Origin of the sequence: Blautia faecis, assembly GCF_027662325.1 — a bacterium.
GTDB classification, from domain to species: domain Bacteria; phylum Bacillota; class Clostridia; order Lachnospirales; family Lachnospiraceae; genus Blautia_A; species Blautia_A faecis.
In genome coordinates this window covers 48967-69110 of record NZ_JAQDKY010000018.1, presented here as the reverse complement: position 1 = coordinate 69110, position 20144 = coordinate 48967, and the positions used below count along the sequence as shown (strand labels likewise).

The following is a 20144-nucleotide window of genomic DNA, read 5'->3' as shown; positions in this document are numbered from 1 at the left end:
CGGTTGGTTATCGTTTTTTTGTTATTAAATTCTGAAGAATATCAATTAAGGTTGCCTGCCCACTGGATTTGTAATATAATGGGAACGTTGAAAAATCGAAAAGAATAAGATCTGCTGTCACGTTTTAAACATAAATATACAAGGCTGTCAGCAGAGAAGAGGATGAAAAAATGAGCAGATTATCAGTGGTTTTGCCAGCTTATAACGAAGAACTGATGGTAGGAAAAACCTGTCGTGTTCTTCATGAAGTATTAGCAGAAGCCGGCATTTCCTACGAACTAGTTGTTGTTGACGATGGCTCAAAAGACAAAACCTGGGAAGAAATCACCAAAGCCGGAGAAAAAGATGGAAATGTTCTTGGCGTTCATTTTTCCAGAAATTTCGGAAAAGAAGCAGCAGTATATGCAGGAATGGCCCAGGCTACAGGAGATGTGGTGGCAGTTATGGATTGTGATCTGCAGCACCCGCCGGAAACTTTGATTTCCATGTACCATCTCTGGGAGCAGGGATGGGAAGTAATCGAAGGCGTAAAGAAATCAAGAGGAACGGAAAGTCTGCTTCACAAAGAGAGCGCTGGCTTTTTCTATGGAATCATGTCCAAGGCTACAGGTGTGAATATGCAGAATGCTTCGGATTTCAAAATGATGGACAGGAAAGCAGTGAATAGTATTCTTTCTATGCCAGAACGAAATATGTTTTTCCGTGCGACCTCATCCTGGGTGGGATTTAAGACCACTTATGTGGAATTTGAGGTGCGGGACAGAGAAGCTGGACAGTCTAAGTGGTCTACCTGGTCCTTGATAAAATACGCGTTTACCAATATTGTGGCTTTTACTACAGCACCGTTGCAATTTGTAACGGTCGTAGGAGGGGCATGCTTTGGATGCTCCCTGATTTTGATTATTTATTCGCTGGTACAATTTTTTGCCGGCAGAGCGGTAGAGGGATATACAACTACCCTTATCGTTCTTTTGCTTATTGGAAGCGCTATTATGCTCAGTCTTGGAATCATCGGCTATTATATTGCAAAAATATACGAAGAAGTAAAACGGCGTCCACGTTATATCATTTCCCAGATTCTTCGTGGAAAAGAGGATGTCTATCAGGAGGTAAACCATGACTGCTTTCATTAAGAAACTGTATGCCAGTGATGTGGTACGTTATGTGTTTTTTGGAGGATGTACTACACTGGTGAATTTGGTGAGCTTTTTTCTTCTGCGCCAGGCAGGAGTTCAAAGAGATCTTGCAAATGTGATCTCGATTATTCTGGCAATTCTTTTTGCTTATGTGGTAAATTCTAAATTTGTTTTTCAGGACAAATGTGAGACTTTGAAAGACCATATCCGTCCATTCTGCAAATTTGTCGGAGCGAGAGGTGTAACAATGGCGATCGAAGTAGCAGGCGTATGGTTCTTTGCAGAGATCATACACATGAATGATATGGCCGGCAAATTTATCACCCAGTTTGTAGTTCTGGCATTAAATTACATATTCAGTAAATTCCTGGTATTTACCAGCAGGAGGAAATCATGACATTAGAAGAAACACTTAAACAGATAAAGCCTCTGAATGAGGAAAAAATGAAAACAGCCAGAAGACGATGGGATAGCATCGCCAAGCCTCTCCATTCCCTTGGAAAAATGGAAGATCTGATTACGCAGATCGTTGGAATTACAGGGGAAGAGAAAGTGGATCTTGGAAAAAAGGCTCTTGTTGCCATGTGTGCAGACAATGGCGTGGTAGAAGAGGGGGTTACCCAGACAGGACAGGAAGTCACTGCAATTGTAGCAGATAATTTTGTAAAAGAAACTACTACCGCATGTGTAATGTGCCACCAGTGTGGAGTGGATGTAAAGCCAGTAGATGTGGGAATGGTAAGAGATACTACAGCACGTACAGATCTGAAAGTTATGTATGGAACCCACAATATGACGAAAGGTCCGGCTATGACAAGAGACGAAGCCATAAAGGGAATTGAAGCAGGAATTGCTATGGCAGAAGAACTGAAGGCTCAGGGTTATCGTCTTTTTGCAACTGGTGAGATGGGAATTGGAAATACCACAACCAGCAGTGCAGTTGCATCTGTGCTTCTGGGGCAACCTGTGGAAACCATGACTGGCCGTGGTGCAGGACTTTCCAGCGATGGGCTTACCCGCAAGATTCAGGCGATTAAGAAAGCCATTGATTTAAATAAGCCGGATGCAAAAGATTCCATAGACGTGCTTGCAAAAGTTGGAGGTCTTGATATCGCAGGAATGGCAGGTGTGTATCTTGGTGGAGCTGCATTACAGATTCCGGTTCTTATTGACGGTTTTATTTCCGGAGTTGCCGCACTTGTAGCAGCCAGACTTTGCCCGGAGGCAGCGGATTATATGATCGCCAGTCATGTGTCCAAAGAACCGGCAGCACATCTTGTTCTGGATGAGCTTGGAAAAGAAGCTGTGCTTCATGCTGACATGTGTCTTGGGGAAGGCACTGGAGCCATTGCCCTTTGTCCGTTTCTTGATATGGGAGCTACTCTTTACAATACATTAAGTACATTTGATGATATTCACGTGGACCAGTACGAGGAGCTGAATTAATATGATGACAGTCGTGACCGGAGGAAGCGGAAGCGGAAAATCTGCTTTTGCAGAAGATAAAATAGTATCTTTTGGACCGGCAAAAAGAATCTATATTGCAACCATGCATCCATATGACGAGGAAAGTCATAAGCGTGTGGCACGTCATCGGAAAATGCGTGCAGGAAAAGGATTCGAGACAGTTGAATGCTATACCGGATTGAAGAATCTGGATTTCCCGGAAAATGCTGTGGTTCTTCTGGAATGTATGTCCAATCTTGCCGCTAATGAGATGTTTGAGGAAAAAGGGGCTGGTGAAAAAACTGTGGAAGCCGTTTTGGAAGGCATAAAAAAGTTGAGTAGCCAGGTACGTCATCTGGTGATTGTCACGAATGAGATTTTTTCCGAAGCAGCCAGTTATGAGGGCGATACCATCCGCTATCAGGAATATCTGGGGATAATTAATCAAAACATTGGAAAAATGGCTGATGAGGTGGTTGAAGTAGTATATGGGATTCCAATCTGGCATAAAGGAGGAAAAATCATTGAAAATGCTGTGGAATAATTTTAAAGTGGCATTTGCCATGTATTCAAAAATCCCTATGCCAATGGCAGACTGGAACAAGGAGAATATGAAATATACATTCTGTTTTTTTCCTTTTATCGGTCTGGTAATTGGAGCGCTTTCTTATCTGGTAGGATGGGCAGGCGGAAAATTTGGATTTAATCCGTCTTTTGTCTCAGCAGTTCTTGTACTGGTTCCGGTAATGATGACAGGTGGAATCCATGTAGATGGTCTTCTGGATACCTCGGATGCATTAAGCTCCTGGCAGGAAAGGGAGAGACGTCTTGAAATTCTGAAAGATTCCCATGCCGGTGCATTTGCGGTTATTACAGCCTGTGCTTTTTTTCTGATATGGTATGGAGCTTACAGTCAGTTGTGGACGGACAGGCGGGCACTTTTGATCATGGCTCTCGGATTTATGGTTTCCAGATGTTTGTCCGGAATCAGTGTCATGATGTTTCCAAAGGCACGTAAAGATGGAACTGTAGCAGAATTTTCCAGAAAAGCAGAAGATATGATCGTGCGAAATGTGCTGATCGTCTATCTTGGAATTCTGCTGGCGGTGATGATATGGATCCAGCCTGTGATGGGCATTCTGGCATTTGGAACTGCAGTACTTGTTTTCCTTTATTATCATTATAAGGCAATGAAATATTTTGGCGGGATCACAGGTGACCTGGCAGGCTATTTTCTGTGCCTTTGTGAGGTGGGAATGGCTGTTGTACTGGCTGTTGTTTCTGTATTTATCTAGACGTGTCTGAAAAATCATTCCCGCAATCTGCACGCCCCACTTTGCGGTATATTTTGCCCGAATTCGGTTGTCGTAGCCCGCTACGCGCCCTCATCTGGGCAAAATCTCCCACAAATTGTGACGTACATCTTGCAGAAAGTCTTTTACAGACACGCTCCGGGAACTGGGAAAAAAGGAGAAATTGTAACAATGGAAATGATCATTGGAGGTGCTTTTCAGGGAAAGAGCACATATGCAAAAGAACATCATCCTGATGTCTGCTGGAAAAAGGGAGCTGATCTGGAAAAAGAAGAGCTTATGAATGCAGAGGGCGTCCTTGATTTTCAGGAGTATATCAAAAAAGAATTAAAAGCAGACAAAGATGTGGCCAGACTGGCAGAAGAATTATGGGAGAAAAATCCGGATATCATTCTGGTAAGTCAGGAAGTAGGATACGGCGTTGTCCCCATGGATGCTTTTGACCGGAAATACCGGGAGGCAGTGGGAAGAGTCTGTACGGATCTCGCATCAAAAAGCAAAAAGGTAATACGTGTAGTATGTGGAATTGGGACGGTGATCAAAAATGCTTAAACTTATTCTGATTCGTCATGGGGAAACCCAGGGGAATAAGTTAAAAAGATATATAGGAAAAAGAACGGATGAACCTCTTTGTCCGGAGGCTGGGAATATGCTGGCGCAGCTTGCTTATCCGGAGGTACAGGCAGTTTATGCAAGTCCTATGATCCGCTGTACCCAGACAGCAGGAATCCTTTTTCCCGGAAAAAAGCTGAATATTATTGATGAGCTTGCAGAATGTGATTTTGGAGAATTTGAAAATAAAAATTATCAGGAACTGGACGGAAATGAACATTACCAGTCCTGGATCGATTCTGGTGGACTACTGCCATTTCCGGGAGGAGAGAGCAGAGAGGAATTTAAAAGACGCAATGTGACCGGCTTCCAGAAAGCTGTAAATGGTTGTCTCCGTAATGGGATTTCTTTGGCAGCACTTGTGGTGCATGGCGGTACGATCATGAATGTTATGGAAGAATATGCAGACGAAGACCGCTCTTTTTATGACTGGCATGTGCAGAATGGCAAAGGCTATGAGGTGGAAATTGATCCTGAATTATGGAAAAAGGGCCGGAAATTCTTGCATGTGATCCGGGAGTTATAAAGATACATATACGAATAATGCAGATGGAAAATCAGCTATGGATTAGAGCTTGTTTGAAAAATCCATTAATAGAGAGAACAAGGCAGTTTGTTTAATTGACAGACTGCCTTGTTTTCATGTTTATGCAGACTGCGGGCAAAATCTCCCTCGAATTGTGACGTACAGCTTGTAGAAAGCATTTTCAAACATGCCCTAGAGCGTGTTTTGGCTGTGATCAGTTAGTTTGTTTGAACAAAAATTTTGAGAAAGCAAAAAATATTTTTAGATTTCCTATTGAAATTTATATGGGAATGTGTTACATTATCTGTATAAAATATCCTAAAAAATGTTGAATTGTGCTATTTGATTCAACAATTTTAACAAGTAAAGGAGGATGCCATATGCTTATTATTGGTAATGGAAGAATGATCACACGGGACGCATCCAAGGCATTTATAGAGAACGGTGCAGTTGCAATGGATGGTAACACCATAGTTATGGTGGGGACTACAGATGAGGTGAAGAAGGCATATCCGGATGGAGAATTTGTAGATGCCAGAGGCGGAGTTATCATGCCTGCATTTATCAATACCCATGAGCATATCTACAGCTCTTTTGCCAGAGGTCTGAGTATTAAAGGATATAATCCCAAGGGCTTTCTGGATATTCTGGATGGACAGTGGTGGACCATTGACCGTCATCTTACCCTGGAGCAGACCAGACTTTCTGCGATGGCTACTTACATCGACAGTATCCGGAATGGTGTAACGACTGTATTTGATCACCATGCAAGCTTTGGACATATTACCGGTTCCCTCAGTGCTATTGAGTCAGCAGCTAAGGATCTTGGTGTCCGTACCTGCCTTTGCTATGAAATTTCCGACCGTGACGGCATGGACAAGTCCAGAGAATCTGTAATGGAGAATGTGAACTTTATCAAACACGCACTTGCAGATGACAGCGACATGATCGCTGCTATGATGGGTATGCATGCATCTTTCACTATTTCCGATGAGACCATGGAATTGTGTAACGAACTGAAGCCAGACGGTGTTGGCTATCATATTCATGTTGCAGAGGGAATCTATGACCTTCATCAGTGCCTGAAGGAGCACAGCAAACGAATTGTAGACAGACTTTACGATTGGAATATTCTTGGACCGAAGACGCTTCTGGGACATTGTATTTATATTAACGAGCATGAGATGGATTTAATTAAAGAGACTGATACCATGGTTGTCCACAACCCGGAATCCAATATGGGAAATGCCTGCGGATGTCCGCCTACCATGGAATTGGTACATAAGGGAATCGTTACGGGACTTGGAACTGATGGATACACCCACGATATGCTGGAATCCTGGAAGGTTGCCAATATCCTTCACAAGCATCATCTCTGCGATCCAAATGCTGCATGGGGTGAGGTTCCCAAGATGCTCTTTGAGAACAATGCAATTATTGCCAACCGCTACTTTAAGAAACCACTTGGTGTTCTGAAAGAGGGGGCAGCTGCCGATGTGATCGTAATGGATTACAACCCGCTTACACCTATGAGAGCAGACAATGTAAACGGACATCTTCTGTTTGGAACTACAGGACATGACGTTGTGACTACTGTATGTAACGGCAAGGTTCTTATGAAAGACAGGGAAGTGCTGGTTTGTGACGTAGATAAGGTTATGGCTGACTGCCGTCAGTCTGCACAGGAACTGGCTGACGATATTAACGGAGGAAAATAAATATGAGCGATATGATGACATGTATGCCTTTCGGGCAGCTGATGGACTGGGTCCTTCAGGAGAAAAAAGGGCAGGACACTGTATTTGGGGTACATCGCCCATACACAGCAGATCCGAAGAATGATATGACTATTTTTACCAGAAACCTGGAGACACCAGTGGGACCGGCAGCAGGTCCCCACACCCAGCTGGCACAGAATATCATCGCTTCTTATTATGCAGGAGCTCGTTTCTTTGAGCTGAAGACAGTTCAGAAGATGGATGGCGCAGAGCTTTCAGCATGTGTGAATAAACCGTGCATTCTTGCAGATGATGAGGGCTATAACTGCGAATGGTCTACTGAGCTGACTGTTCCGGACGCGATGGGCGAGTACATCAAGGCATGGTTTATCCTTCATGTGATCGCAAAAGAATTCGGCCTGGGTGCACAGGATGGGTTCCAGTTTAATATTTCCGTAGGATATGATCTTGCAGGAATTAAGGGAGACAAGGTCAATACCTTTATTGACGGAATGATGGAAGCAAAGGACACTGTTATTTTCCAGGAATGCAGAAAATGGCTTTTGGACAATGCTGACAAGTTCCAGAACTTTACCAGAGAAGACATCGAAGCAATCCCATCCAATGTCTGTAATTCTGCTACGATCTCCACACTGCATGGATGTCCTCCACAGGAGATTGAGAGCATTGCAAATTATCTGCTTGCAGAGAAACATCTGAATACCTTTGTAAAGTGCAACCCGACCCTTCTTGGCTATGATTTTGCAAGAAAGACCATGGATGAGATGGGATATGATTATATGGTATTCGGCGATTTCCATTTCAGAGACGATTTGCAGTATGAGGATGCAGTCCCCATGCTTACACGTCTGATGAAATTATCCGAAGAACTGGGGCTGGAATTTGGTGTAAAGATTACCAATACTTTCCCGGTTGATGTTACCCGAAATGAGCTTCCAAGTGAAGAAATGTACATGTCCGGCAAAGCTTTGTTCCCGCTGTCCATTTCCCTTGCAGCCAAACTTTCTGCTGAATTCGCAGGAAAACTTCGAATTTCCTATTCCGGAGGTGCAGATTATTACAATATTGACAAAATTGTGGGATGCGGTATCTGGCCTGTAACCATGGCTACCACCCTTTTGAAGACAGGCGGCTATCAGAGATTTACCCAGGTAGCGGATAAGGTGGAAGGAATCTGCCCGAAGAAATGGGAAGGAATCGATGTGGATGCACTGAAGAAGCTGGCAGCAGATGCTATTACTGATGGGCATCATGTGAAGAACATTAAGCCGGTTCCGAACAGAAAGAGCACAAAAGAAGTTCCTCTTCTGGACTGCTTCTATGCACCGTGTTCTGAAGGATGTCCAATCCATCAGGATATTCCACAGTATGTAGCACTGACTGGTGAGGGTAAATATAAAGAAGCACTTGAAGTGATCCTTGAGAAAAATGCCCTGCCATTTATTACAGGTACCTTATGTGCACACAACTGTATGACCAAATGTACCCGTAATTTCTACGAAGAATCCGTAAATATCCGTGGCACCAAGCTGACAGCAGCAGAGCATGGCTATGAGCAGCTGATCGGTGAGATCAAGGCTGGCGAGTCAAACGGTAAGAAGGTCGCCGTAGTTGGTGGCGGTCCTGCAGGTATTGCAGCTGCTTACTTCCTTGCAAGAGAGGGCGCAGCAGTTACCATTTTTGAAAAAGAAGAGAAATCCGGCGGCGTGATCCGTTACGTGATACCTGGATTCCGTATTGGAGACGCTGCTATTGACAAAGATATTTCTTTCATCCAGAAGATGGGTGTAGAGATCCGCACAAATACAGAAATCACTTCTGTGGCAGATCTGAAAGCACAGGGCTATGATGCTGTGATCCTGGCAATTGGAGCTGGCAAGCCTGGCACTTTGAAACTGGAAAAAGGTGAGACCGTTAACGCTCTGAAGTTTCTTCGTGATTTCAAGGCAAATGATGGTAAGCTGAATATTGGCAAAAATGTAGTTGTAATCGGCGGCGGAAACACTGCTATGGACACTGCAAGAGCTGCGAAACGCACAGAAGGTGTAGAGCATGTTTATCTTGTATACAGAAGAACCAAGCGCTATATGCCAGCTGCAGAGGATGAGCTTCTGGAAGTTCTGGAGGAGGGCGTTGAGTTTAAGGAACTTCTTTCTCCGGTAAGTCTTGATGGCGGCAGACTGCTCTGCAAGAAGATGAAGCTCGGCCAGATGGATGCTTCCGGACGTGCAGGTGTAACCGAGACTGCAGATGTGGTAGAGGTTCCGGCTGACACCGTGATCGTAGCTGTTGGAGAAAAGATTGATACCGATTTCTACACTGCCAACCAGATCGCAGTGGATGAAAGAGGAAAAGCAAAGGTCAACGATAAAACTCTTGAAACCAGCGTGAGTGGTATCTATGTTGCCGGAGACGGCGCCAGAGGCGCAGCAACCATCGTAGAGGGAATCCGGGATGCACAGCTGGCAGTGAAAGATATTCTTGGCAAAGAGATTACCAGAGATGCAGCTGTGACAGGTGATGTGAAAGACTGTTTCGAAAAGAAAGGTATCCTGAAGCACAGCAAAGAGGCGAAGACAGAGGAAGAGAGATGTCTTACCTGTAACAAAGTCTGTGAGAACTGTGTAGATGTGTGCCCGAACCGTGCCAATATTTCCATCAAGGTTCCTGGAATGGCTATGAATCAGGTGATTCACGTAGATTATATGTGTAATGAGTGCGGCAACTGTAAGAGCTTCTGCCCATACGCAAGTGCACCATACAAGGATAAATTTACTCTGTTTGCAAATGAGAAAGACATGGCAGACAGTAAGAACGATGGTTTTGTTGTTCTGGATAAAGAGAATAAGACCTGTAAGGTCAGATTTGTAGGCCTGATCACAGACTGCAAGGCAGACGATCCGGCAGATAAACTGTATGACGGTTTGAAGAAGCTGATTTGTGCAGTGATCGATGATTATGGATATTTGATAACTAAATAAGGTAATAGAAATACTGTCCACAGCTTTTTAAGGGCTGTGGACAGTGTCTATATTTTGACAGGCAGCGAGCCGAAGTATGCTCATGCATAAGATCTTGGTGACTGTTGCGATAATTTGGGAAACCTTCAGAATGTGTTTCTCATAGTTCACTGTGAAAGTTTAGGAGCGCAGTTAAAAGCATCTGACTTTCATGGGGGGAGTAGAAAGGAGAGTCCAACATGGCAGTATTTACAGTCAATGGCCAGAGGGTAGAGACGAAAAAAAATCAAAAGCTGCTCAGATTTCTCCGTGATGAGTTACATCTGACTTCTGTAAAAGATGGCTGTAGTGAGGGTGCCTGTGGAGCCTGTACAGTGATTATCGATGGCAGAACCTGTAAGGCCTGTGTGCCGGATACAGATCTGCTGGATGGCAGAAATATCATTACAGTAGAAGGTCTGACAGAGTGGGAAGAAAAGGTATATACGTATGCATACGGAAAGGCTGGTGCTGTACAGTGCGGCTTTTGCATTCCTGGCATGGTAATGTGCACGAAAGCTCTTCTGGATGTGAATAAAGAGCCCACTGATGAAGAAATCAAATATGCCTTGCGTAACAATTATTGCCGTTGTACCGGATATGTAAAAATTATAGATGCAGTACGGATCGCGGCTAAAGTTATGCAGGAGGGGACACTTCCGGAAGAAATTAACAACGACTGGCATATTGGCTCCCGTGTAGCAAGAATCGATGTTGGGGAAAAGGTTCTTGGTACCGGAAAATATCCAGACGATTTTTACCTGGATGGTATGCTTTATGGATCAGCACTGAGAAGTAAATATCCGCGTGCAAGGGTGCTTTCCATTGATAAGACCAAGGCACTGGCACTTCCTGGGGTAGAGGCAGTTGTTACGGCGGAAGATATTCCAGGAGAGAATAAAATCGGACATTTGAAGCATGATCAGTATACCCTGATTCCGATAGGAGGGCTTACCCATTATCTGGGAGATGCCATTGCACTTGTAGCAGCCAGAGATAAAGAGACTGCGGATAAGGCAGCGAAGCTGATCCAGGTTGAGTATGAGGTGCTTCCTCACATTCATACGATTGAAGAGGCAGCGAAACCAGATGCACCAAAGGTATTTGATGAGGAAGAGAACAATATCTGTGCATATAAACATATCAGCCGGGGAAATGCAGCAGAGGCTATAAAAAATTCCAAATATGTGATTTCCCATCATTTTGAGACACCATGGACGGAACACGCATTTCTGGAACCGGAATGTGCCGTGTCTTTTTATGATGAAGACGGAGATGTTTTTGTATATTCCACAGACCAGTCAGCACACCAGACGCTGCACGAATGCAGCTTAGTTCTTGGTACAGACAAAGTAAAGGTACAGAATGCGCTGGTAGGCGGCGGATTTGGTGGTAAGGAAGACATGACCGTGCAGCATTTAAGTGCGCTTCTTACTTATGTGACGAAGAAACCGGTTAAGATGAAGCTTACAAGAGCAGAATCCCTGCTGGTTCATCCTAAGCGCCATCCTTTTTATATGGATATGACCATGGGCTGTGATGAAAATGGAAATATCATGGGAGTAAAGGCAAAGGTTGCCGCGGATACAGGTGCATTCGCATCTCTTGGCGGTCCGGTTCTGGAGCGCGCATGTACCCATGCAGCAGGTCCTTATCACTACGAAAACTTTGAAATTGAGGGAACAGCTTACTATACCAATAATCCGCCGGCAGGAGCATTTCGCGGATTCGGAGTTACCCAGACCTGTTTTGCTACAGAGACACTTCTGAATATGATGGCAGATAAGGTGGGAATCACTCCCTGGGAAATTCGTTACCGCAATGCGATCCGGCCCTGGGAAACACTTCCAAATGGTCAGATTGTTGACGATTCCACAGGTCTTGTGGAGACCTTAGAAGCGGTACAGCCGAAATATGAAGCTGCGTTGGCAGCAGGAAAAGCGGTGGGCATTGGCTGCGCCATGAAGAATGCGGGTGTTGGTGTTGGAATTCCAGACACTGGCCGCGTGAAACTGATTTATGAAGAGGATAAGAAGCTTCACATCTACTCAGGAGCTTCCTGCATTGGACAGGGGCTTGGCACAGTACTGACCCAGATGATCGTGAGTAATACAGATATAAAAAGAGAGGATATCATTTACGAGCGCAGTAATACCTGGATTTCACCAGATTCCGGAACTACATCCGGTTCCAGACAGACACTGATCACCGGTGAGGCTTGCAGAAGAGCCTGTGAGAAATTGATGGAGGATAAAAAAGCAGGATTAAGCGTAGAAGATATGATCGGTAAGGTTTATTATGCAGAATATCTTGCGAAGACTGATCCTCTTGGTGCAAATGTGCCCAATCCGGTATCCCATGTTGCTTATGGATATGCTACCCAGGTTTGTATTTTGGATTCCAAGACAGGTAAAATTGAAGAGATAGTTGCTGCTCATGATGTGGGAAAAGCGGTAAATCCTTTGTCCTGTGAGGGGCAGATCGAGGGCGGTGTGGTAATGTCCATAGGATTTGCCCTGCGGGAAAAATATCCCATTGATGAGAACTGTAAACCTATTTCCAAGTATGGTTCTTTAGGTCTTTTCCGTGCACATGAGATTCCGAAGATCGATGCCATTGTTATCGACAAGCCAGGTCTTAAGGTTGCCTGCGGTGCTATTGGTATTGGAGAAATTACATCCATTCCCACCGCTCCCGCAATAGCAGATGCCTATTTCCGAAGAGATGGTGTAAGGCGTTACAGCCTTCCTCTTAGTGAAACACCATATGAAAGGAAGGGATGAGAGATGGCAGTAAAGAAGAAATTTCCGTATCGGTCAGCTGTTGTGGCATGTAACGGGGGGTGCAGGGTTACAGCAGGGGACAATGGATGCAAAGATGGATGTATTGGCTGTGGAGCATGTGTGGAGAAATGTAAATTTGGCGCCATTTCCCTGAATGAGTATGGAGTGGCGGAAATAGATGAAGAAAAATGCATCGGCTGCGGGTCATGTGGGAAGGTATGTCCACAGCAGATTATTCATGTCCATGAATGTGCCAATTGGATCGTAGTAAAATGCTCAAATAAGAGTAAAGGGGCAGAGGCAAAAAAACAGTGTGAAGTCAGCTGTATTGGCTGTGGAATCTGCGAGAAGACCTGTACGGCCGGGGCAATCCGGGTTACAGATAACTGTGCAGTGATAGAAGAGTCTGTCTGCCTAAGCTGTGGAATGTGCGCAGTGAAGTGTCCAAGACATGCGATTTACGATCTGCGGGGGATTTATACGGCGAAAAATTAGAGAAGCGATTATGGCAGTTACGCAATATTCCATGGCGAAATATACCGCAAAGCAGGGAATGAAGATTGCGGGAATGATTTTCCAGACATGCTCCAGGCTGATAGAGCTTCGAATTTGCAGAAATTTCAAAATTATACAGATAAAACAACTAAATTATTTATAAAATTATTGCAAAACATCGGTGAAATATGATACAATAATTTTGCATTGAAAGAATATTTTGTACAATATTTTTTAGGTTGAGACGGAAAGAGAAGAAGCATAAGGGGCCGACGATCAGTTCAAAGAAGAACCGTAAACTTGTTTTTTGAACGGCGTCGGCCATTCCTTTATGAGGGGGTAAAGGGCGGATTGGAGGCATCCGCTGCAAAAAATATAAAGAAGGTGAAGCATATGATTGGAAAGAGTGTTCCAAGAGTAGACGCTTATGAGAAAGTGACAGGACGTGCGAAATTTACAGATGACCTGATCCTGAATAAGTGTCTGGTAGCCAGGGTTTATCATGCAAAGATCGGAAATGGCGTGGTAAAATCCATTGATACCAGCGAAGCAGAGGCTCTGGACGGCGTAGTAAAGGTAGTTACCTTTAAGGACGTACCGAATCATTGTTATCCCACCCCAGGACATCCCTGGTCCGTGGAGCTTGCTCATCAGGATGTGGCAGACCGTAATCTGCTCACCGGACGAGTACGGTATTATGGCGATGATATTGCAGCTGTAGTAGCTGAGGACGAAGTGACAGCTTCCAGGGCATTGAGGCTGATCAAAGTAGAATATGAGGAATATCCGGTGGTCGTGAGCCCGAAGATTTCCATGCGTGGAACGGAGCATCCCATTCATCTTGACAAGAAGGATAACATTCTGGCAAGATCCAGCTTTGCGATCGGAGATGTGGACAGCGCAATGGAGAAGGCTGCCGTGAAGCTGAAAAGAAGCTATAAGACACCTATTGTCCAGCACTGCCATATTGAGAATAATATTTCTTACGCCTATATGGAAAAGGGAAGGATCGTGGTGGTTTCTTCCACACAGATTCCACATATTGTACGCCGTATTGTTGGCCAGGCACTTGGAATCCCCTGGGGGCAGGTACGTGTGATCAAGCCTTATGTAGGCGGTGGTTTTGGCAACAAGCAGGAGGTGCTTTATGAACCTCTGAATGCATTTCTCACCATGCAGGTGGGCGGTCGCCCTGTGAAGATCGAGCTTACACGTGAGGAGACCTTTACCAATACCAGAACCCGTCACTCCATTGAATATGACATGGAAGCAGGCGTAGATGCAGAAGGACATCTTCTTGCAAAAGAGATGACTACCTATTCCAATCAGGGAGCTTATGCATCCCACGGACATGCCATAGCAGCCAATGGTCTGACAGCCAGCAGACTTCAGTATGCATGTCCAAATATCCGAGGAGAAGCATATACCGTCTATACCAACTGTCCTACAGCAGGGGCGATGAGAGGATATGGTATTCCTCAGGTTTGCTTTGCCACAGAGAGCTTTATGGATGATATTGCTTATGAAATCGGTATGGATCCGCTGGAATTCCGCAGAAAAAATCTGATCCATGGCTATTATGAAGATGCCTATCTGAAGCCAATCGCAGCGAATACCAACGGTATTTTTGAGTGCCTGGAAAAAGGAGCAGAGTATATTCACTGGGATGAGAAACGGAAAGCATATCAGAACCAGACTGGCGATATCCGGCGTGGAGTTGGTATGGCACTGTTTTCCTATAAGACTGGTGTATGGCCAATTTCTCTGGAGATTGCAGGTGCAAGGCTGTCTCTGAATCAGGATGGAAGTGTACAGCTGCAGGTTGGTGCTACAGAGATTGGACAGGGCGCGGATACTGTATTTTCCCAGATGGCAGCAGAGACCTTACATATGGATATTTCCAGGGTACATATTGTAACCCAGCAGGATACAGATGTGACGCCTTTTGATACAGGTGCGTATGCTTCCAGACAGTCCTTTGTCACAGGTACAGCTGTGAAGGAATGTGCGCAGCAGCTGAAGCAGAAGATCTTAGAATATGCCAGAACACTGGTTCCAGGTAATGTGGACCGGCTGGAACTGGAGGACGGTTATATTCTGGCAGATGGCAAGCCTGCGATTTCCCTTGAGAATCTGGCCATGGAGAGCTATTACAGTCTGAGTAATTCTTCTGTCCTTACAGCAGAGGTTTCCAGACAGGTGAAGAAGAATACAGTTGCCAGCGGCTGTTGTTTTGCGGAAGTAGAAGTAGATATGAAACTTGGTAAGATCAAGGTTCTGGATATTGTGAATGTTCATGACAGTGGAACCCTTTTGAATCCGCAGCTTGCAGCAATGCAGGTTCATGGCGGTATGTTCATGGGAATCGGTTATGGAGTTTCTGAGCAGCTTCTTATTGATGAGAAAACAGGAAGACCATTAAATGGGACTTTACTGGATTATAAAATGATGACAATGATGGATACTCCGGATCTGACTGCTGAGTTTGTAGAACTGAACGATCCAATGGGACCATATGGAAATAAAGCCCTTGGCGAGCCTCCTGCAATTCCAAGTGCACCGGCCATCCGGAATGCTGTGCTTCATGCAACTGGCATCGGCTTTTCCGAGATTCCTCTGACACCGCAAAGACTGATAGACGGTTTTACAAAGGCCGGACTGATCTGAGAAAGGGGGCATGAGGAATGTATGATATTGAAAATTATTATAATGCAGAGACCATTAAGGAAGCGGTAACTCTTCTGAAGGAGCATCTGGATGCAAGGGTGATTTCCGGGGGAAGTGATGTGCTGATCAAGATCCGTGAGGGCAAAATGGCCGGTACATCTTTAGTGAGCATTCGTGATATTAAGGAAATCAAGGGAGTCCGGCTGATGGAGTCTGGTGATATTTATATTGGTGCAGGAACTACTTTTTCCCATGTGACCAATGATCCAGTCATTCAGAAGCTGATTCCGGTTCTGGGGGAAGCAGTAGATTTGGTTGGCGGACCCCAAGTCCGTAATATTGGTACTATTGGCGGAAATGTCTGCAATGGTGCGGTCAGTGCAGACAGTGCACCTACACTTTTTTCACTGAATGCCATGCTGCGGATCGCAGATGGAACTGGTGGACGGATGGTTCCTATCAGGGATTTTTATCTGGGACCTGGTAAGGTGGATCTGCATCAGGGAGATGTGCTCACCCACATTGTGATCCCTGGGAAGGATTATCAGGGATATCATGGATTTTATATTAAGTATTCCATGCGAAATGCAATGGATATTGCGACCCTGAGCTGTAGTGTAGTCAGCAGAATCGATCCTCTGAAAAAGGTTCTGGAGGATGTAAGGATCACCTTTGGTGTAGCTGCACCCGTGCCGTATCGGTGTGCGAAGACGGAAGAGGCGCTGAGGGGCATGAAAATTGGCGAGGAGCTTTACCAGAAGGTGGAAGAGCTGGTAAGGGAAGAAATCAATCCCAGAGATTCCTGGCGAGCTTCTAAGGCGTTCCGACTGCAGATTGGCGGAGAAATCGCGAAACGCGCGCTGAAGGAGAGTGTTCGCAGGGGAATGGTGATGGGAGTTGTAGTGCCGGATGTCCGGACAACTTCAGGCGAAAATATGAGTTCAAATGGAAAAATTTATCCTTCATCTGATGCGGAGAATGTAACAGGAGGTGAGCAGTCATGAAAAAGGATATGCGGCTGGTACAGTGTATCGTAAACGGAAAAGAGGTAGCTGAGTATGTGGACGTGAGAGAATCCCTTCTTGACATGCTGCGAAACCGCCTTGGGCTTACCTCTGTGAAGAAAGGCTGTGAAGTAGGTGAATGCGGTGCCTGTACTGTGATCATTGACGGTGAGACCATTGACTCCTGTATTTATCTGGCAGTCTGGGCTGAGGGAAAGAATATCCGCACCCTGGAAGGTCTTGAGAAAAACGGCGAACTTACCAGGATTCAGGAAGCTTTTATTGAGGAAGGCGCTATCCAGTGCGGATTCTGCACACCAGGCTTTGTTATGTCTGCCACAGTGCTTCTTGAGCGGGGCGAGAAGCTTACGAGAGATGCCATCCGCAAGCATATGGCAGGAAATCTTTGCCGCTGTACAGGGTATGAGAATATTGTGAATGCAGTGGAGAAGGTGAATAAGGAGAATATGACAGCTGAGGGTAAATAATTTAAGTGCTGCTGTTGTTACTGTTTACTGGTGACATTCCGCGAGGTGTTTTTTGTGAACATAGTTCACAGAAAACCCGAGAATTGCGGCGCGAAATCATGCGAATGCATGATTTCTGTGCATCGCGAAGCATGTTGCTGTGAACGGAGTGAACAGTAATCTACTGTTTGTGGGTTCAATATTAAAAATGTATTTTATACTATACTGTAAATGGAAAAAGTGTTATAATATTAATTACAAAACAATATTGTTATGAAAATTACTGAATTAAATAAAAAATGACTAACATATATCAATATTGTTATAACACAAAAATATCAGAGGGCGGGGACTTCCCCGCCTTTTCTAAAATATTAAAAATGGGCAGGAAAAAAATATGAGTGACAAGTGTATAATAGTCCGTGGCGGCGGAGACCTGGCAAGCGGCGTGATCCACAGACTGCATCGCTGTGGCTATCGTGTATTGATCTTAGAATGTGAAAAACCAAGTGCGATCCGCAGAAAGGTAGCGTTTTGCGAAGCTGTGTATGATGGGACAGCAGCAGTAGAAGGGATTCTTTGCAGAAGAATAGATTCTCTGGAAGAATGCGAGCAGGTCTGGCAAGCAGGGGAAATCCCACTTATGGTCGATCCGGCAGGCGATTGTATGATTGAACTTTCCGCGCAGGGCAAGGTAGCTGCTCTGGTAGATGCAATTCTTGCAAAGAGAAATCTTGGAACTTCAAGAAATATGGCACCTCTTACCATTGGTCTGGGACCAGGCTTTTTTGCCGGGGAAGACGTGGATTACGTTGTGGAAACCATGCGAGGTCACGATCTTGCCAGAATCATTACTGAGGGTCCGGCAATTCCAAATACGGGTGTCCCCGGAATGGTAGGCGGTGTCAGCAAAGAACGTGTGATCCACTCCCCGGGTGTCGGCAGAATCCATAATATGGCCCATATTGCCGATATTGTAGAGAAAGGACAGATTCTTGCCTACGTGGGAGAAACACCTGTAGAAGCCTCTATAACAGGCGTATTAAGGGGAATTATAAAGGAAGGCTACAATGTTCCTGTTGGAATGAAAATCGCCGATATCGACCCCAGAAAAGAAGAGAAGAAGAACTGCTTTACCATTTCGGATAAGGCCAGATGTATTGCTGGAAGTGTGGTGGAGATTTTGCTCAGTGAGGGTGTATTGCCAAACACGCTCTAGATCCTGTTTGGTCACATTGCATTTATTAACATGTTTTCGCTTGGGGAATGTTATGAAGCCTGTGTACTTTTTATAGAATTGTTTTTTATGGTTACGAAGTCAGGCAATGAATCATTGCATGAAAATAATTGGCGTGAAGGAGGTCAGGATGAAAAGATACGGTTATTTTCTGGACTTATTAAAACTTGATATAGAGAAATACCCAGTGATCGCTGTAGTCGGTGGTGGTGGAAAGACAAGTCTGATTTACCGCCTGAATGAAGAATTACAGGCTTTGGGTAAAAAAGTGATTATTTCCACAACCACCCATATGGCATATGATCCCATGCTGCCTCTGGTAAAGAGCACTTGCATTGAGCGCGTTCCGGAAATATTAAAGGAACACGGCTTTGCAGCAGTTGCCGATATTGAAGAAACCTCTGGAAAAATGTGTGCCATAGAGGAAGCCGCATTGAAGAAACTGGTTCCATTTTGTGATGTTATGCTGATCGAAGCAGATGGAGCGAAACGAAAACCCTTGAAGGTTCCAGCCGACTGGGAACCGGCAATTCCTGATTTTGCAGACGTAGTAGTAAGTGTGATCGGTCTGGACTGTCTTGGCAAACCCATCTGCGAGACCGCCCACCGTGCCGAATACACCAGCTCTTTTCTTGAAAAAAATCTGGAAGCACCTGTTACCGCAGAAGACATAGAAAAAATAGCAACCTCTGTTCACGGTTTGTATAAAAATGTAGACCATAAAGTTTACCGTGTATATTTAAATAAAGCAGACATATTGCCCGATTCTTCTCCGGCAGAGCATATAGTAGAAGACCTGGCAAAGCAAGGCACAATAGCTGCATATGGCAGTTTAAGAGAGGCAGAAAAATTATGAAGATTGCATTGATCATGCTGGCAGCTGGAAACAGTCGGCGGTTTGGAAGCAATAAGCTTTTATATGAGATCGAAGGGAAGCCCATGTACCGGCATATTCTGGAGAAGCTGATGATCGTGGCAGAATGGCTTGAAGAAACAGAGTGTATTGAAAAAGTGGAAAGCGGTGAACATTTGGAAAAGCAGAATGAGGAAGGCTATAAAGAAGAACATATAGAATGCAATAAAGTAATTGCACCTCTTGGTGAAATAAAGGGGAAATTATTTAAACAGAGAGAGTGCTATAAAAGAATAACAGTAGTCACTCAGTATGAAGAAATAGAGCAGGCCGCAAGATCCATGGGTGTAAACGTATACATCAACCCTCATCCGGACGAGGGAATCTCCTCCTCCCTGAAAATCGGCTTAAAAGCCAACTTAGACGTTGATGCCTGCCTTTTCACCGTTTCCGACCAGCCCTGGCTCACCATCGCCACAATTCGCCAGCTCATCACCCTCCTAAAAACATCAGGCAAAGGAATCGCCTGTGTCTCCTGCGAAGGAAAACTTGGAAACCCCTGCATTTTTACAAAAAAATACTACGACTCCCTGCTCTCCATTAATGGAGATAAAGGTGGTAAAGCTGTGATAACTGCACATAGAGATGATACGGTTGTTTTGAAGGTGAATGATGTGAAGGAACTTACTGATATGGATGTTAAATTGTAAAGAACGCTCTCTTTAAAAGCTATTGTCTAATATATGACATTTCAGAAAAAATGAGCAAAAGTATGGAATCTTTTATACACGGAAGCAGTTGAAAACGATATTTGAATATAAAATGTGGGATTTTGTTGTATTTTGTGAATTCGTGTGAGATTCCAGC

19 protein-coding genes and 2 pseudogenes are annotated in these 20144 nt (G+C 44.6%); 20 read left to right on the top strand and 1 reads right to left on the bottom strand.

Annotated features, from left to right (window positions below):
• Window positions 1-170 precede the first annotated feature (170 nt).
• From PGQ38_RS10315 to cobS, 5 genes are read left to right on the top strand one after another with little or no spacing between them, the layout of a single operon-like run.
• Window positions 171-1133: a glycosyltransferase family 2 protein gene (locus PGQ38_RS10315; RefSeq protein WP_270431600.1), complete on the top strand. Its 963-nt coding sequence runs from the start codon at window positions 171-173 to the stop codon at window positions 1131-1133.
• Window positions 1117-1533 carry a GtrA family protein gene (locus PGQ38_RS10310; RefSeq protein ID WP_270431598.1) on the top strand — a complete coding sequence of 139 codons (417 nt, stop codon included), beginning with the start codon at window positions 1117-1119 and terminating at the stop codon, window positions 1531-1533. Before PGQ38_RS10315 ends, PGQ38_RS10310 begins: the two co-directional genes overlap by 17 nt.
• Window positions 1530-2582, top strand: a complete 1053-nt coding sequence (gene cobT, locus PGQ38_RS10305) for a nicotinate-nucleotide--dimethylbenzimidazole phosphoribosyltransferase (protein WP_195699701.1) — start codon at window positions 1530-1532, stop codon at window positions 2580-2582. Before PGQ38_RS10310 ends, cobT begins: the two co-directional genes overlap by 4 nt.
• A gap of 1 nt (window position 2583) precedes the next feature.
• Window positions 2584-3126 carry a bifunctional adenosylcobinamide kinase/adenosylcobinamide-phosphate guanylyltransferase gene (locus PGQ38_RS10300; RefSeq protein ID WP_118583346.1) on the top strand — a complete coding sequence of 181 codons (543 nt, stop codon included), beginning with the start codon at window positions 2584-2586 and terminating at the stop codon, window positions 3124-3126.
• Complete coding sequence (gene cobS / locus PGQ38_RS10295) at window positions 3113-3877, top strand: adenosylcobinamide-GDP ribazoletransferase (protein WP_330674466.1); 765 nt, start codon at window positions 3113-3115, stop codon at window positions 3875-3877. The genes PGQ38_RS10300 and cobS overlap by 14 nt, the downstream gene beginning before the upstream one ends.
• Before the next feature lie 36 nt (window positions 3878-3913).
• Here the strand turns inward: cobS and PGQ38_RS19945 are convergent.
• Window positions 3914-3960: pseudogene (locus PGQ38_RS19945) on the bottom strand (DUF6783 domain-containing protein); the annotation flags it as partial.
• Here PGQ38_RS19945 and PGQ38_RS19940 point away from each other — a divergent pair.
• The 15 genes and pseudogenes from PGQ38_RS19940 to PGQ38_RS10235 all read left to right on the top strand — a co-directional run.
• Window positions 3944-4131 (top strand): annotated as a pseudogene (locus tag PGQ38_RS19940) (DUF6783 domain-containing protein); the annotation flags it as partial. The pseudogenes PGQ38_RS19945 and PGQ38_RS19940 overlap by 17 nt on opposite strands.
• Window positions 4067-4447: a bifunctional adenosylcobinamide kinase/adenosylcobinamide-phosphate guanylyltransferase gene (locus PGQ38_RS10290; RefSeq protein WP_148463350.1), complete on the top strand. Its 381-nt coding sequence runs from the start codon at window positions 4067-4069 to the stop codon at window positions 4445-4447. The pseudogene PGQ38_RS19940 and the gene PGQ38_RS10290, both read left to right, overlap by 65 nt.
• Window positions 4440-5033: a histidine phosphatase family protein gene (locus tag PGQ38_RS10285; protein ID WP_118583352.1), complete on the top strand. Its 594-nt coding sequence runs from the start codon at window positions 4440-4442 to the stop codon at window positions 5031-5033. The genes PGQ38_RS10290 and PGQ38_RS10285 overlap by 8 nt, the downstream gene beginning before the upstream one ends.
• A gap of 108 nt (window positions 5034-5141) precedes the next feature.
• On the top strand, window positions 5142-5255 hold the full coding sequence (locus PGQ38_RS20625; protein WP_373119326.1) for a DUF6783 domain-containing protein: 114 nt from the start codon (window positions 5142-5144) through the stop codon (window positions 5253-5255).
• Window positions 5256-5413: 158 nt separating this feature from the next.
• On the top strand, window positions 5414-6751 hold the full coding sequence (ssnA, locus tag PGQ38_RS10280) for a putative aminohydrolase SsnA (RefSeq protein WP_118583354.1): 1338 nt from the start codon (window positions 5414-5416) through the stop codon (window positions 6749-6751).
• 2 nt (window positions 6752-6753) lie between these two features.
• On the top strand, window positions 6754-9753 hold the full coding sequence (gene ygfK, locus PGQ38_RS10275) for a putative selenate reductase subunit YgfK (RefSeq protein ID WP_270431592.1): 3000 nt from the start codon (window positions 6754-6756) through the stop codon (window positions 9751-9753).
• Window positions 9754-9971: 218 nt separating this feature from the next.
• Window positions 9972-12554 carry a selenium-dependent xanthine dehydrogenase gene (gene xdh / locus PGQ38_RS10270; protein WP_148463353.1) on the top strand — a complete coding sequence of 861 codons (2583 nt, stop codon included), beginning with the start codon at window positions 9972-9974 and terminating at the stop codon, window positions 12552-12554.
• Between the two features lie 3 nt (window positions 12555-12557).
• Window positions 12558-13049, top strand: a complete 492-nt coding sequence (locus PGQ38_RS10265) for a 4Fe-4S binding protein (RefSeq protein ID WP_187565904.1) — start codon at window positions 12558-12560, stop codon at window positions 13047-13049.
• Window positions 13006-13212, top strand: a complete 207-nt coding sequence (locus PGQ38_RS20620; protein WP_416386606.1) for a DUF6783 domain-containing protein — start codon at window positions 13006-13008, stop codon at window positions 13210-13212. The genes PGQ38_RS10265 and PGQ38_RS20620 overlap by 44 nt, the downstream gene beginning before the upstream one ends.
• Window positions 13213-13442: 230 nt before the next feature.
• Window positions 13443-15716: a xanthine dehydrogenase subunit XdhA gene (gene xdhA / locus PGQ38_RS10260; RefSeq protein ID WP_270431588.1), complete on the top strand. Its 2274-nt coding sequence runs from the start codon at window positions 13443-13445 to the stop codon at window positions 15714-15716.
• A 17-nt stretch (window positions 15717-15733) separates the two neighbouring features.
• The gene (xdhB, locus tag PGQ38_RS10255) at window positions 15734-16720 is read left to right on the top strand and encodes a xanthine dehydrogenase subunit XdhB (RefSeq protein ID WP_270431586.1); all 987 of its coding nucleotides are present in this window, start codon (window positions 15734-15736) and stop codon (window positions 16718-16720) included.
• The gene (xdhC, locus tag PGQ38_RS10250; protein ID WP_148463357.1) at window positions 16717-17208 is read left to right on the top strand and encodes a xanthine dehydrogenase subunit XdhC; all 492 of its coding nucleotides are present in this window, start codon (window positions 16717-16719) and stop codon (window positions 17206-17208) included. Before xdhB ends, xdhC begins: the two co-directional genes overlap by 4 nt.
• Before the next feature lie 376 nt (window positions 17209-17584).
• Complete coding sequence (yqeB, locus tag PGQ38_RS10245) at window positions 17585-18406, top strand: selenium-dependent molybdenum cofactor biosynthesis protein YqeB (protein ID WP_148463358.1); 822 nt, start codon at window positions 17585-17587, stop codon at window positions 18404-18406.
• A gap of 148 nt (window positions 18407-18554) precedes the next feature.
• The gene (yqeC, locus tag PGQ38_RS10240; RefSeq protein ID WP_173716598.1) at window positions 18555-19280 is read left to right on the top strand and encodes a selenium cofactor biosynthesis protein YqeC; all 726 of its coding nucleotides are present in this window, start codon (window positions 18555-18557) and stop codon (window positions 19278-19280) included.
• The gene (locus PGQ38_RS10235; protein ID WP_195699709.1) at window positions 19277-19987 is read left to right on the top strand and encodes a nucleotidyltransferase family protein; all 711 of its coding nucleotides are present in this window, start codon (window positions 19277-19279) and stop codon (window positions 19985-19987) included. The genes yqeC and PGQ38_RS10235 overlap by 4 nt, the downstream gene beginning before the upstream one ends.
• Window positions 19988-20144 lie beyond the last annotated feature (157 nt).

What these genes read in the sequence shown, in the direction of transcription:
- PGQ38_RS10315 (WP_270431600.1), top strand. Translation starts at nt 171, where the DNA reads ATGAGCAGATTATCAGTGGTTTTGCCAGCTTATAACGAAGAACTGATG.
- PGQ38_RS10310 (WP_270431598.1), top strand. Translation starts at nt 1,117, where the DNA reads ATGACTGCTTTCATTAAGAAACTGTATGCCAGTGATGTGGTACGTTAT.
- cobT (WP_195699701.1), top strand. Translation starts at nt 1,530, where the DNA reads ATGACATTAGAAGAAACACTTAAACAGATAAAGCCTCTGAATGAGGAA.
- PGQ38_RS10300 (WP_118583346.1), top strand. Translation starts at nt 2,584, where the DNA reads ATGATGACAGTCGTGACCGGAGGAAGCGGAAGCGGAAAATCTGCTTTT.
- cobS (WP_330674466.1), top strand. Translation starts at nt 3,113, where the DNA reads ATGCTGTGGAATAATTTTAAAGTGGCATTTGCCATGTATTCAAAAATC.
- PGQ38_RS10290 (WP_148463350.1), top strand. Translation starts at nt 4,067, where the DNA reads ATGGAAATGATCATTGGAGGTGCTTTTCAGGGAAAGAGCACATATGCA.
- PGQ38_RS10285 (WP_118583352.1), top strand. Translation starts at nt 4,440, where the DNA reads ATGCTTAAACTTATTCTGATTCGTCATGGGGAAACCCAGGGGAATAAG.
- ssnA (WP_118583354.1), top strand. Translation starts at nt 5,414, where the DNA reads ATGCTTATTATTGGTAATGGAAGAATGATCACACGGGACGCATCCAAG.
- ygfK (WP_270431592.1), top strand. Translation starts at nt 6,754, where the DNA reads ATGAGCGATATGATGACATGTATGCCTTTCGGGCAGCTGATGGACTGG.
- xdh (WP_148463353.1), top strand. Translation starts at nt 9,972, where the DNA reads ATGGCAGTATTTACAGTCAATGGCCAGAGGGTAGAGACGAAAAAAAAT.
- PGQ38_RS10265 (WP_187565904.1), top strand. Translation starts at nt 12,558, where the DNA reads ATGGCAGTAAAGAAGAAATTTCCGTATCGGTCAGCTGTTGTGGCATGT.
- PGQ38_RS20620 (WP_416386606.1), top strand. Translation starts at nt 13,006, where the DNA reads ATGCGATTTACGATCTGCGGGGGATTTATACGGCGAAAAATTAGAGAA.
- xdhA (WP_270431588.1), top strand. Translation starts at nt 13,443, where the DNA reads ATGATTGGAAAGAGTGTTCCAAGAGTAGACGCTTATGAGAAAGTGACA.
- xdhB (WP_270431586.1), top strand. Translation starts at nt 15,734, where the DNA reads ATGTATGATATTGAAAATTATTATAATGCAGAGACCATTAAGGAAGCG.
- xdhC (WP_148463357.1), top strand. Translation starts at nt 16,717, where the DNA reads ATGAAAAAGGATATGCGGCTGGTACAGTGTATCGTAAACGGAAAAGAG.
- yqeB (WP_148463358.1), top strand. Translation starts at nt 17,585, where the DNA reads ATGAGTGACAAGTGTATAATAGTCCGTGGCGGCGGAGACCTGGCAAGC.
- yqeC (WP_173716598.1), top strand. Translation starts at nt 18,555, where the DNA reads ATGAAAAGATACGGTTATTTTCTGGACTTATTAAAACTTGATATAGAG.
- PGQ38_RS10235 (WP_195699709.1), top strand. Translation starts at nt 19,277, where the DNA reads ATGAAGATTGCATTGATCATGCTGGCAGCTGGAAACAGTCGGCGGTTT.